This is a genomic window from Streptomyces sp. EDA2-14 (genome assembly GCF_054963755.1).
Genome location: NZ_JBUEGE010000017.1, coordinates 98,047 through 110,154, shown reverse-complemented (window position 1 = coordinate 110,154; position 12,108 = coordinate 98,047). Strand labels below are relative to the sequence as shown.

Here is a 12,108-nt window from a genome sequence, read left to right as displayed (position 1 = left end):
CTCAGGCGGACGCCGTCGTCCCCAGGTAGCGGATGTGCGGGCGGGCGCCGGGCCGGGTGACCTCGGCGCGCACCCCGTACACGTCCGCGATCAGCTCCTCGGTCAGTACGTCGCCCGGCTTCCCGGCCGCCACCACCCGGCCCTCGCGCAGGACGACGAGCTGGGCGCAGTAGGTGGCGGCCAGGTTCAGGTCGTGCAGGGCGACCACGGACGTGATGTCCAGGGTGCCGATCAGGTCGAGCAGTTCGAGCTGGTGCTGGATGTCGAGGTGGTTCGTCGGCTCGTCGAGCAGCAGCTCGCGCGGCTCCTGGGCCAGGGCCCGCGCGATCTGCACCCGCTGGCGCTCGCCGCCGGACAGCGTGTGCCACAGCCGGTGCGTCCGGTCGGCGAGACCGCTGCGCTCCAGGGCCGAGCGGACCGCCGCCTCGTCCGCCGCCGACGCGCTCTGCCAGGCGCGACGGTGCGGGACCCGGCCCAGGCGCACCACGTCACCGACCGTCAACTCGACCTGCGCGTCCGACTGTTGCTGCACCATGGCGATGCGCCGGGCGGCCTGCCTGCGGCCCACCGAGGCGAGCGGATCCCCGTCGAGGGTGACGACGCCGCTGTCCGGGGCGAGCACCCCGGCGAGCAGCCGCAGCAGGGTCGACTTGCCGGAGCCGTTGGGACCGAGCACCCCGGTGACCGTGCCGGGCTCCGGTGTCAGGCTCACCCCGTCGAGCACCAGGGCCCCGCCCGGCGACCACGACACACGCTCCGCGCGCAGCCCCGCCGTCACCGCACACCCCGGCGGCGGTAGAGCACCAGCACGAACGCCGGCACACCGATCAGTGATGTCACCACACCCACCGGAACCTCCTGCGGTTCGAGCACCGTCCGCGCGACCGTGTCCACCCACACCAGGAACACCGCCCCCGCGAGCGCCGTCACCGGCAGCAGCCGGGCGTGCCCGGGGCCCACCAGGGCGCGCGCCGCGTGCGGCAGCACCAGGCCCACGAAGCCGATCGCCCCCGCCGCGCTCACCAGCGCCGCCGTGAGCAGCGCCGTCACGCACAGCAGCACGATCCGGGTGCGGGCCACCCGGACGCCGAGCGTGGCCGCCGCCTCCGCCCCGAAGGCGAACGCGTCGAGGGCGCGCCCGTACGCCAGGCACACCACGAGCGCGACGGCGAGGACGGCCAGGCACAGCCACACCTCGGTCCAGCCGACCCCGCTGAGCGAGCCGAGCAGCCAGAACAGCACACCGCGCGTCGTCTCCGCGTCCGCAGACGTCAGGACGACGAACGAGGTCAGCGCCGAGAACAGCTGCATCGCCGCGACCCCGCACAGCACCACCCGGTCCGTGCTCCCGCCCAGCGTGTGACTGAGCACAAGGACCAGCGCGAACGAACACACGGCGCCCAGGAACGCGCCGCCCGACACGGACACGGCACCCCCGCCGAGCCCCAGCACGACGACGAGCACGGCGCCGGTCGACGCCCCCGACGAGACACCGAGCACGAACGGATCGGCGAGCGGATTGCGCAGCAGCGCCTGGAGCACCGTGCCGCACACCGCGAGCCCGGCCCCGCACACCGCCGCGAGCAGCGTCCGCGGCAGCCGCAGGTTCCATACGATGCCGTCCCGGATCGGCGAGAGGTCCGAGGTGCCGAGGCCGATCCGGTCGCCGACGGCCGTCCACACGTCGCCGACCCGGATCTGCGCGGGACCGAAGGTGATCGCGAAGGCCACGGAGACACAGAGCGCGGCGAGGCCGGCCGCCCAGGCGAGAGCGGCCCGAACGGAGACGCGAGGGGAGGCCGCCGGATGCGCCGCCGTCATCGCGCGAGCCCGAACTCACGCAGCCCCGCGGCCACCTGCTCCACTCCGTCGACGGTCCGGATGGTCGGGTTCATGGCCTGCCCGCTCAGGCGCACGTACCGCTTCTTCTTCACTGCGGTCAGCTGCTTCGTGACGGGGTTCGACTCCAGGAACCCGATCTTCTGCGCGGCCGACTCCGCCGACTGCGAGCGGCGCGTCAGATCGCCGATGACCAGCACGTCCGGATCGCGCTCCGCGACCGTCTCCCAGTTCACCTGCGGCCACTCCGCGCGCGTGTCGTCGAAGACATTGCGCGCCCCGAGCTCCTTGGTGACGACGCCGGGCGCCCCGCAACACCCCGCCATGTAGGGCGAGTCGGAGTTGGCGAACCAGTACAGGACGTCGACGCCGTGCGCGTCGACACCGGAAGTGGCCTTGTTCACGCGCGACTTGAGCGTCCCGATGAGCTTCTCGCCGCGCTCCTCGACGTCGAAGACGCGCGCCAGGTCCCGGATCTCGCCGTACACGACGTCGAGGCCCAGGGCCTTGGTCCGCACCCCGTCCCCGTCGCCCCCGTTGTCCTTGCCCGCGCAGTCGCTGGGGGAGAGGTACGTGGGCACGCCGAGCTTCTCGAACTCCGCGCGCGGCGCCACTCCGCCCTTGCCGAGGGTGTACGTGAACGAGGCCGCGGCGAAATCCGGTTCGGTGCCGAGGACCTTCTCGAACGACGGGTAGCGGTCGGCGAGGCGCGGCACCTTCGCGTTGTCCTTCGCCAGGTTCTTGAGGACCGGGTCGGTCCAGGTGGCGGTGCCCACCATCCGGTCCGCCAGGCCCAGCGAGAGCATGATCTCCGCGGAGCCCTGGTCGAGGGCGACGGCCCGCTTCGGGGCGTGCTCGACGTGGACCTTCCTGCCGCAATTGGTGAGCGAGACGCCGCCGCCACCGGCGGCGTCGTCCTCGGTCGCGGCAGGCGTGCCGCAGCCGGTGATCAGCAGGGCGAGCGCCAACAGCGGTGTGCATCGGCGGAGCTGACGTGCGAACAGCACGGAGGTTCCTTCGCGTCCAGGGCTCATACGCGGAGCCGGCCTACGGTCCGCCCCCGGGCCACGCGGCTCTGGAGGCCGCCAGCAGGTCTTCGGACTCGGGGTCGGCCGAGCGGAGCGCCTTCCCGGACCGATGTGCCGGCCCAGTGGCAGTGGCTCCGCCCGTCACCCTTACCGCTGCGCGTCAGTTCCGGATTCGCACCGGATTCCCTGACCCGTGTGCGTAGAAAAACGCACAAAGGTACGACTGGCTCGGCGAAACTATCACGCCCGGCGTCGGCTACGCGGAGGGCGGCGTGAAGACCGCTTCCAGCTGGGGGCGGGTCCCGTCCCTGTGGTGGTCCATGAGGGAGACGAGGCGTTCGTGGTCCCGGGCCCGGAGCGCCTCGACCATCTCCGCGTGCTCGTCGACGATCCGCTTCTGCGACAGCGGGTCGTGCAGGAGGTAGGCCCGGTAGCCGTCGCTCAGCTGCCAGACGCGGCGCAGTTCGGCGACGACGAGGTCCAGGCCCGACGCGGTGAACATGCGGAAGTGGAAATCGGAGTTGAGGCGGGCCATGGCGGTGAGGTCGGCGCGGGCCGACGCCTCGGCGATCTGCTCGTTCACGGCGGACAGTCCTTCGAGGGCGGAGGCCGAGAAGGGCGGCAGTCGGCGCAGCACCTCCGCCTCCAGGACCCGCCGCATCAGATAGGTCTGCTCGAACTCGGCCGCGGTCAGTACCTTCACCCGGTACCCGACGTTGCGGACGTGATCGAGGACGCCCTCGCTGGCCAGCACCCGCAACGCCTCGCGGACCGGGGCCCGGCTGACCCCGAGACGCGCGGCCAGCGCCTCCTGGCGCACCGGGCTGCCCGGTGTCAGATCGCGCGCGAACAGCATCGCCCGCAGCTCCTCCACCACCTGGGCCACCGCGCCGGACACCGCGTCCAGCCGCTCCGCCCCCGTCTGAGCCGTCACTGTTGCCTGCCTTCCCGCCGAGGGTTGTCGACTCTAACTCCCCTGAACACGCAGGGGCATTGACATGGTGCCGCACTGTGCGTCAGATTGCATCCAATCTTGCTCGGATGGATGTCCCGTTCGGTAGTGAACGCCCCGATATGAAACCCGACGATGGCTTCAATACACGTCATCGGCGGCCGATTTCAGAGGAGGACTCGGCGATGACGCCGAAGGAACCGGCAGAATCGGTAGACAATTCCGAAGCGGCAGTGGAGACGGCGAGCGGCGGCGGACCCCCTGCGGGCTGGCCGCTCAACGGCGTCCGCGTCGTCGACATCACCTCGACGCTGATGGGCCCGTACTGCACCCTGCTGCTCGCCCAGTGGGGCGCGGACGTCATCAAGGTCGAGCCGCCCGCAGGCGACGTCGTCCGCTACATCGCCGACACCCGGGGCAACGGCATGGGCCCCGCCTTCCTCAACACCAACCGCGGCAAGCGCAGCGTCGCCCTCGACCTCAAGGCGCCCGGCGCCGCGCCCGTCCTCGCCGCACTCGTGGACTCGGCCGACGTCCTCGTGCACAACCTGCGCCCCGCGGCCGCCCGCCGACTCGGGCTCACCGCCGCATCCGCCCTGGAGCGCAACCCGCGCCTCGTCCACTGCGCGTTCCGCGGCTTCGCCGCCGGCGGCCCCGACTCGGACCGGCCCGCCTACGACGACGTCATCCAGGCCGCCGGGGGAGTCGCCGCACTTCAGGGCGGCGACGGCGGAGCGGAGTACGTGCGGCAGGCCGCGGCCGACAAGACGGTCGGCATCTACGGCGCCGCGGCCGTCCTCGCCGCGCTGCACGGCCGCGAGGCCACCGGGCGGGGCCGCGCCGTCGAGGTCCCGATGATGGAGACCATGGCCTCGTTCACCCTGCTCGAACAGCAGGGCGGCCGCGTCTTCGACCCGCCCACGGGCCCCACCGGCTACGCCCGTACCCGCTCCCCGCACCGCCGCCCGTGCCGCACCAAGGACGGCCACCTCGCCGTCATGATCTACACCGACGCCCAGTGGCGGTCCTTCTTCGCCGCGATCGGCCGCCCCGCGCTCGCCGACGACCCGCGCTTTCGCACCATCACGGAGCGCACCGAGCATATCGACACCCTCTACTCGATGGTCAACGCCGAGCTGTTGCTGCGCACCACGGCCGAGTGGCAGGCCGAGTTCGACGCCCGCGACATACCCGCGACCCGCGTCAACACCCTCGACGACCTCTTCACCGATCCGCACCTGAGCGCCACCGGCTTCTTCGAGCGCACCGAACACCCCACCGAGGGCACGCTGTTGCTCGGCCGGCCGCCGGTCCACATGACGGAGCCCGCCGCCGGTGCTTTCTCCTGCGAGGACGACGGCCCGCTGCGCCCCGCCCCGCACCTCGGCGAGCACACCCGCGAGGTCCTCGCCGAGCTCGGCCTGCCCGGCACGGACGCCGCCGCCCTCTTCGACACCGGTGTGGCTCGCGAACCGGGCGCCGCGACCGCCGCCTGAGCACAGCCACCCGCCAGTCACCCGGTCAGCCACCCCTCAGCCACCCGTCGGACCCGAGAAGAGTCCGCCGAACGGAAGGATCCGCCATGTCCGCGGCCGAAGACCTCCTCTACTCCACCCGCGACCACATCGCCACCATCACCCTCAACCGTCCGCACCGTAAGAACGCCTTCACGCTCCCCATGGCCGACGCCTGGGCCGAGGCGCTGCGCCGCGCCGACGCCGACCCGGACGTCCGCGTCATCGTCGTCACCGGCGTGGGCGACGCCTTCTGCTCCGGCGTCGACCTCGCCGACTTCAAGGGCGAACAGCGCACCCCGATCCAGGAGAAGAGGCTGCTCACCGAGCGCGTGCACCAGGTCGCACGGGCCCTTGAGGACCTGGACAAGCCGGTGCTCGCGGCCGTCGCAGGACCGGCCGTCGGCGCGGGCATGGACATGGCCCTGCTGTGCGACCTGCGCTTCGCCGGCCGCTCCGCGCGCTTCTGCGAGGGCTACATCAAGGTCGGCCTGGTCCCCGGCGACGGCGGCTGCTGGCTGCTGCCCCGCGTCGTCGGCCAGGCGGCCGCGCTGCGCCTGCTGTGGACCGGCGACTTCGTCGACGCCGCCGAGGCGCACCGGCTCGGCATCGTCGAGGACGTCTTCGACGACGCCGACCTCCTCGACGAGGTGTACGCGTTCGCCGCCCGGCTCGTGGCCCGCCCGCCCGCCGCGCTCGCCCTGATCAAGCGCGCCGTCCGCCAGGGCGCGAACCACGATCTGCGCACCGCGCTCGACCTGATCTCCTCCCACATGGCCGTGGTGACGTCCATGGACGACTCCCGCGAGGCCTACGACGCGTTCCGCGAGAAGCGCACCGGTACGTACACGGGCTCCTGAACCCCGTGCAACCCGTCCCGCACCGGATGCGAGCTTCAGGAGGCAACCCCCGCATGACCCCGACCGACACCGCCCGCGCCCCGGCACACGCCGGCCAGGAAGCCGACCCACGGACCGCCGCCCGGGCCCTGGCCACCGAGTGGCGGGAGACCGGCCGCTACACGCCCCGCAGCGACGCCTGGCTCCGCTCCTTCGACCGCGACTTCAGCCGCGAACTGGCCGGCCGTGGCATGACCGCCATGACCTGGCCGGTGGAGTACGGCGGCCACGCCCTGCGCAACGTCGACCGGCTCGCCGTCACCGAGGAACTGCTGCGGGCGGGCGCCCCCGTCGCCGCGCACTGGATCGGGGACCGGCAGATCGGGCCCGCCATCCTGCGTCACGGCAGCCCGGCGCTCAAGAAGGAGATCCTGCCGCGGATCGCCGCCACCGACGCCGTGTTCTGCCTCGGCATGAGCGAGCCCGAGGCCGGCTCCGACCTGGCCTCCGTCCGCACCGCCGCGCGCCGCGTCGCGGGCGGCTGGCGGCTCAGCGGCCACAAGATCTGGACCAGCCACGCCCACCACGCCACCCACGCCTACGTGTTGGCCCGCACCACCCCGCGCGAGGACGTCGACCGCAAGCACCAGGGGCTGAGCGAGTTCGTCGTCGACATGGACGCCGACGGGGTCAGCACCGGCGCCATCCCCGACCTGGCGGGCGAACACCACTTCAACGAGATGCGCTTCGAGGACGTGTTCGTCCCAGAAGGGCGCCTCATCGGCACCGAGGGGGAGGGCTGGCGTCAGGTCGTCGGCCAGCTCTCCTTCGAACGCGGCGGCGCCGAACGTGTCCTGTCCAGCTACCCCGTCCTCGTCGCCCTGCTCGCGAAGGCGGCGGGGGACGCGCAGGCGGGTGGCGCCGTCCCGGACACGATCGCGGCCTCGGTCGGCTCGCTCATCGCCCGGCTCACCGTGCTGCGCCGCCTGTGCTGGGACGTCGCCTCCGCCATGGACCGTGGCGAGACCCCGGTCCGCGCGGCCGCCGCCCTGAAGTACCTGGGCAACGCCTTCGAGAACGACGTCGTCGAGGCGTTCCGCGAGGCGTCCGGTGGCCTGCCGCCCACCGCCGACAGCGAGTTCGGCCAGGCGCTGCTCGCCGCCCCGGCGTTCGGTCTGCGCGGCGGCGCATCCGACGTCCTGCTGTCCCTGATCGCCCGCGAGGAGACCCGCGCATGACCACGCCCCCGACACCCCGGCGCCGCGAGCCCACCATCACCAGCGAGTACGCCGACGAACTCCGCGAGGTCGTGAGCGGACTCGCGGCGGACGCGAAGGAACACGAGGACGAGACCGCCGGTCCGGCGCTCTGGGAGCGTCTCACCGAACTCGGCATGACACGCCTTGACGTCCCGGAGTCGGCGGGTGGCTCGGGCGGCACCTTCGACGACCTGCTCGCCCTGACCCACGCGCTCGCCCGGCACGCCGTGACCACCCCGGTCGCCGAGTCCGCCACCGCGGACTGGTGCCTGGCGACCGGCGGCTCCCTGCCCGCCAAGGCGACCGCGCTCGCCCTCCTCCCCGCGGGCGTCACAGGACCGGACGCCGACGGTACGCTCACCGCCCGACTGCCCGCCGTCCCTTGGGCATCCGGGGCGCACACCGTGCTGCTGGTCCCGACGGAGGCGGCGGAATCGGGCCCGTGGACCGTCGACCTCAACGGCCCCGGCGTCACCCGCCACCCCACCGCCCCCGCTCTGTGCGGCACCCCCTACGAGGCCGTGGACCTGGCCGCCGCGCCGGTGACCGCGCTGCCGCCCGGGACGCCGTCCCCCGCACGCATCCGCGCCCGACTCGCTCTGCTGCGCTCGGCCGCCCTGCTCGGCGCGGCCGAGGGCGCGTACGAACTGACCGCCGCGCACGTGACCCAGCGCGAGCAGTTCGGCGCGCCGCTGCTGAAGATCCCTGCCGTCGCCGCCCACCTCGCCACCATGCGCGTCCACCTCCTCCAGGCCGAGGCCGCGCTGAACCACGCCCGAGACACCTACCGCGCGGACGCGGACGTTCAAAAGGACGATGCCCGGCCGACTGCCGCGGCCGCCACCGTGCGGATCACCGCCGCGACCACCGCCACCGAAGTGGCCCGCAGCGCACACCAGTTGCACGGCGCGCTCGGCATCACCGCCGAATACCCGCTGCACCGGTACACGCGCCGCCTCTGGGCCTGGCGCGACACCCCCACCCCGCAGCAGTCCGAGGCCGTCGCACTGGGCCGGCTGGCCCTCGCGGCGGGCGAGCCCGCCGTCTGGGACGTCCTCACCGCCCCCGCGCCGCGCTGATCTTTTCCCCCCCGTCCCCGCCGCCACCTTCCCCAGAGAGGCTCGACGATGAGTCGTCCGGTCAACCCGAGAGCGGTATCCAGCACGGCCGCGCAGAAGCGCAGTTACATCCGGAACATCCTGGTCGGCTCGATCGGCAACATGATCGAGTGGTTCGACTGGTTCGTCTACGCCACCTTCGCCGTCTACTTCTCCAGCCAGTTCTTCCCGGCGGACGACCCCACAGCGTCCCTGCTGAACTCCGCGGCGGTCTTCGCCGTCGGCTTCCTCGCCCGGCCCGTCGGAGGCTGGCTGCTCGGCAGGCTCGCGGACCGCAAGGGCCGCAAGACCGGCCTCACCGTCACCGTCGGACTGATGTCGGCGAGCGCCCTGATGATCGCCGTCGCCCCCGACCACGCGACGGCCGGCTACACCGGCGCCGTCGTCCTCGTCGTCGCACGCCTGCTGCAAGGGCTCAGCGTCGGCGGCGAGTACGCGGCCAGCGCCTCCTACCTGACCGAGGTCTCGGCCGGGCACCGGCGCGGCCTCGGCGGCAGCTTCCAGTACGTCTCCGTGACGCTGGGACAGCTGGCCGGACTGGTGATCCTGATCGTCCTCCAGACGCTGCTCAGCGAGGACCAACTGACCCAGTGGGGCTGGCGCATCCCCTTCGTGATCGGCGCGCTCGGCGCCGTCGCCGTCTTCTACCTGCGTCGCGGCATGCACGAGTCCGAGGCGTACGTGAAGGCGGAGGCGAGCGACGTGGAGGAGCGCCGCGGCACTCTGCGCGAGGTGTGGCGGCAGCGGCGCGCCGCCGTGCTGGTGTTCGCCCTCACGCTCGGCGGCTCCGTCGCCTACTACACGTACACGACGTACCTCAACAGCTACCTGGTCAACAGCGTCGGCCTGCCCAAGGAGCAGGCGTCCTGGGTGAGTTTCGCGGCGCTGTGTGTCTTCCTGGTGCTGCTGCCGCTGGGCGGATACATCTCGGACCGGGTCGGCCGCCGCCCGGTGCTGATCTTCTTCGGCGTCGGCACGACCTTCGGCACCTACCCGATCCTCAGCGGTATGAAGGCGTGGCCGACCTGGGGCGCCGCCCTCGGCCTCTCGATCCTGGCGCTGACGATCGTCGCCGGGTACTCGTCCGTGAACGCGGTGGTGAAGGCGGAACTGTTCACCACGGAGGTACGCACCGTGGGCGTCGCCGTCCCCTACAACCTCGCCCAGGCCCTCTTCGGCGGCACCGCCTCGTACGTCGCCCTGGCCTTCGCCGACGGCGGGCACGAGAACTGGTTCTTCCTCTACGTCTCCGGCTGCGCCCTGATCTCCCTGATCACGTACGCGCTGATGCCCGAGACCTCGAAGACGTCGCTGGTCGAGGAGCCGGAGCCGGTGCCGGAGCCGGTCAGCGGCCCTCGTTGAGCGCGTCCACCGCGCCCTGCGCGTCCCCGATCGTCGCGTAGTCGACCGCGACGAAGTTCACCGGCCTCCCGCGCTCGCGTTCGCAGCGGCGCGCCCGGTCCAGGACGTAGCGGCGGTCGTTGACGGTGCCCGCGTCGATGCGACTGCCGCCGTTGTCGGTGATGAAGTGGTTGAGCAGGAACAGGCGTTTGTCGTCGCCTCCGCGGTGCGGGACGCAGCTCATCCGGTCGGGGGAGCGGAAGGCGAACGGCGTCTCCATGCCGTAGCGGTAGAAATTGCGGTACCAGGAACCGGGGTCGTCCGCCTTCTCCGCGAACACCACCAGGCGGCGGCCGCTGTCGATCATCTCGCCGAGCGTGGGCCAGGGCTTGTCCGGATCGGCGTCCGGCCTGTGGACCAGCTTGTCCAACCCGGCCTGCTTGAAGGCCTTCCGCGTGTCCTTGGCGGAGATCGCGTCCTGGACGATCAGCGTGACCACTTCGTTCGGGTGGTCCCGCATCCAGTCGCCGATCTCGCGCAGGGTCGGCACCAGGGCGATCGCACCGGCCCGGCACACCGAGTGGCACAGCCACAGCCCCTTGCGCGGCGGGTTGATCCGGCCCACCGCCGACGTCACCAGCGCCTGCTGCTCCGCCGTGAAGTCGGAGCCGGCCAGGCGCTCGGTGAACTCCGCGGGCGTCTCCCAGCGGTAGGTGTCGAGCTGCAGCGCGCGCACCCCCTGGTCCAGCTGCGTGCCGATGCGCGGGTCCTGGAGCGGCCCGATGAAGTGGTCGGCGGTCGTCGACATCGCGTTGTGCGAGGTCAGGTACGCGACCTCGTCGTAGGGCCGGTCGCACAGCTCGGTGCTGCCCTGGCATTCGCGGTCCGCCGCGGGGGACGCGGCGAGCGGCATCAGCACCATCCCCGCGACCGCCACGCACGCCGCGCCGAAACCCAGGCCGACCGCCCGTCGCGGCGACCCGAGGCGTTCGCGCGCCACCCGCGGGACCCGGCCCCCGAGACCCGACCGGGTCAGCAGGCCCACCCCGGCGAGCAGCGCCCCCGCGAGCACCGGCACGAGCGCGGCCCACAGGGCGGTCCCGGTGACATGGCCTACGGCGGAGCGCTGCACGTCGTCGACGAGCCGGGTCAGGCTCGGCGGCCACGAGCCGGGAGGCGCGACGATCCGCCCGTCGGTGACGAGGCGCGTCACCCAGGAGGCCAGCGCGGTCAGCACGCCGCCCGCCACGAGCGGAATCCCGAGCAGGACGAGCCGTCGCCCCGGTTGCGCGGGGCCGAGCAGCCACAGCGCCGCGAGGGAGAGCAACAGCAGTCCCGCCGCGACCACTTCGAGCACCCCGAGGCCGACCGCCGTGTACGGGCGCACCTCGTGCAGCCCCGACAGGTCGTTGCCCGAAGCCTTGAGGGTGTCGGTCAGGTCCCAGTTGCCGCCGTCCGCCAGAGCGCGGAGCTGGGCCGCCGCGTCGCGCGTGCGCTCGGAGACGGTCGCCGGGGCGACGGCGGCGAGCGCGGTGCCGACGTCGCCGTCGGCGAGTGCCGTCTCCACCTCGGGACGCAGGTCCGCGCGCTCACCGGCCGGGACGAGGCCGAGCAGGGTGCCGGTGACCTGGTCCGCCTGTTCGGTGGTGAGCGGCAGCTTCGGCAGCCCCTCGGGTGCCCGCCCGGCGGCCAACGCGCGCACCTCGTCGGCGAGCGCCGCCCGGAACCGGTCGAAGTCGGGCTCGGACCGGCGCTGGACATTCGCGACGAGATCGCCGAAGTAGGTGTGCGCCAGATCGCCGAGGTTGTCCAGGACCGGGCGCAGATCGACGACGACGCGCAGCTCGGCGCGGTCGCCGTTCAGGTAGCCGACCACCGCGTCGATCTGCTGCCGGGTCAGGTCGCGCAGCGTGTCGGGCGGCAGGACCAGCTTGATGTTGGAGGTGATCTGGGCCTCCGGCACATCGAGCCCGGCCAGCAGGTCACGGGTGACCGGCGCGGCCTCCGGGTCGACCAGGACCTCGTTGTAGAGCCGGTCGTAGGCGTCCTGTTCGTCGAGGACGGCGGCGTGGAAGCCGGGGGCGAGCAGCGTGCCGTGGACGGTGGCCGTCGCGCACACGGTCAGCGTGGCGACGGCGGCCACGACGAGGGCCACCGCGCGAAGCCACGTATGGAGCGCGCCCTTCTCCATGCCTCGACGGTACCGGCCTCGTCGCCC

At 72.7% G+C, this 12,108-nt stretch carries 10 protein-coding genes and 1 riboswitch; of the genes, 5 read left to right on the top strand and 5 right to left on the bottom strand.

All coding sequences use genetic code 11. From position 1 onward, the window contains the following. Nucleotide 1 precedes the first annotated feature (1 nt). The 4 genes from ACY34M_RS31425 to ACY34M_RS31410 form a co-directional block, all read right to left on the bottom strand. Nucleotides 2–778: an ABC transporter ATP-binding protein gene (locus ACY34M_RS31425; protein ID WP_462721751.1), complete on the bottom strand. Its 777-nt coding sequence runs from the start codon at nt 776–778 to the stop codon at nt 2–4. Then, the gene (locus tag ACY34M_RS31420) at nt 775–1,821 is read right to left on the bottom strand and encodes a FecCD family ABC transporter permease (protein ID WP_462721752.1); all 1,047 of its coding nucleotides are present in this window, start codon (nt 1,819–1,821) and stop codon (nt 775–777) included. Before ACY34M_RS31420 ends, ACY34M_RS31425 begins: the two co-directional genes overlap by 4 nt. Then, a complete protein-coding gene (locus ACY34M_RS31415; RefSeq protein ID WP_462721753.1) occupies nt 1,818–2,846 on the bottom strand; it encodes an ABC transporter substrate-binding protein in 1,029 nt (342 codons plus the stop codon). The genes ACY34M_RS31420 and ACY34M_RS31415 overlap by 4 nt, the downstream gene beginning before the upstream one ends. Nucleotides 2,847–2,909: 63 nt before the next feature. Then, a riboswitch (cobalamin riboswitch) is annotated at nt 2,910–3,110 on the bottom strand. 13 nt (nt 3,111–3,123) lie between these two features. Further along, on the bottom strand, nt 3,124–3,801 hold the full coding sequence (locus ACY34M_RS31410) for a GntR family transcriptional regulator (RefSeq protein WP_462721754.1): 678 nt from the start codon (nt 3,799–3,801) through the stop codon (nt 3,124–3,126). Nucleotides 3,802–4,052: 251 nt separating this feature from the next. Here ACY34M_RS31410 and ACY34M_RS31405 point away from each other — a divergent pair, with 251 nt between their 5' ends. The 5 genes from ACY34M_RS31405 to ACY34M_RS31385 all read left to right on the top strand — a co-directional run bounded on the left by ACY34M_RS31405 (nt 4,053) and on the right by ACY34M_RS31385 (nt 9,911). Continuing rightward, nucleotides 4,053–5,315, top strand: coding sequence for a CaiB/BaiF CoA transferase family protein (locus ACY34M_RS31405; RefSeq protein ID WP_462721755.1), 1,263 nt, complete (start codon nt 4,053–4,055; stop codon nt 5,313–5,315). An 86-nt stretch (nt 5,316–5,401) separates the two neighbouring features. Then, nucleotides 5,402–6,193, top strand: coding sequence for an enoyl-CoA hydratase/isomerase family protein (locus ACY34M_RS31400; protein ID WP_462721756.1), 792 nt, complete (start codon nt 5,402–5,404; stop codon nt 6,191–6,193). A gap of 53 nt (nt 6,194–6,246) precedes the next feature. Beyond that, complete coding sequence (locus ACY34M_RS31395) at nt 6,247–7,410, top strand: acyl-CoA dehydrogenase family protein (protein ID WP_462721757.1); 1,164 nt, start codon at nt 6,247–6,249, stop codon at nt 7,408–7,410. Next, complete coding sequence (locus tag ACY34M_RS31390; protein ID WP_462721758.1) at nt 7,407–8,510, top strand: acyl-CoA dehydrogenase family protein; 1,104 nt, start codon at nt 7,407–7,409, stop codon at nt 8,508–8,510. Before ACY34M_RS31395 ends, ACY34M_RS31390 begins: the two co-directional genes overlap by 4 nt. 48 nt (nt 8,511–8,558) lie before the next feature. Then, nucleotides 8,559–9,911: an MFS transporter gene (locus tag ACY34M_RS31385; protein WP_462721759.1), complete on the top strand. Its 1,353-nt coding sequence runs from the start codon at nt 8,559–8,561 to the stop codon at nt 9,909–9,911. On the opposite strand, the gene ACY34M_RS31380 is transcribed toward ACY34M_RS31385, so the two are convergent. Then, nucleotides 9,895–12,081, bottom strand: a complete 2,187-nt coding sequence (locus ACY34M_RS31380; RefSeq protein WP_462721760.1) for a PI-PLC domain-containing protein — start codon at nt 12,079–12,081, stop codon at nt 9,895–9,897. The two genes, ACY34M_RS31385 and ACY34M_RS31380, sit on opposite strands and share 17 nt — an antisense overlap. Between the last annotated feature and the right edge of the window lie 27 nt (nt 12,082–12,108).

Excerpts from the sequence above, each read along its gene's own strand:
- ACY34M_RS31380 (WP_462721760.1), bottom strand. The coding sequence starts at position 12,081 with ATGGAGAAGGGCGCGCTCCATACGTGGCTTCGCGCGGTGGCCCTCGTC.
- ACY34M_RS31385 (WP_462721759.1), top strand. The coding sequence starts at position 8,559 with ATGAGTCGTCCGGTCAACCCGAGAGCGGTATCCAGCACGGCCGCGCAG.
- ACY34M_RS31390 (WP_462721758.1), top strand. The coding sequence starts at position 7,407 with ATGACCACGCCCCCGACACCCCGGCGCCGCGAGCCCACCATCACCAGC.
- ACY34M_RS31395 (WP_462721757.1), top strand. The coding sequence starts at position 6,247 with ATGACCCCGACCGACACCGCCCGCGCCCCGGCACACGCCGGCCAGGAA.
- ACY34M_RS31400 (WP_462721756.1), top strand. The coding sequence starts at position 5,402 with ATGTCCGCGGCCGAAGACCTCCTCTACTCCACCCGCGACCACATCGCC.
- ACY34M_RS31420 (WP_462721752.1), bottom strand. The coding sequence starts at position 1,821 with ATGACGGCGGCGCATCCGGCGGCCTCCCCTCGCGTCTCCGTTCGGGCC.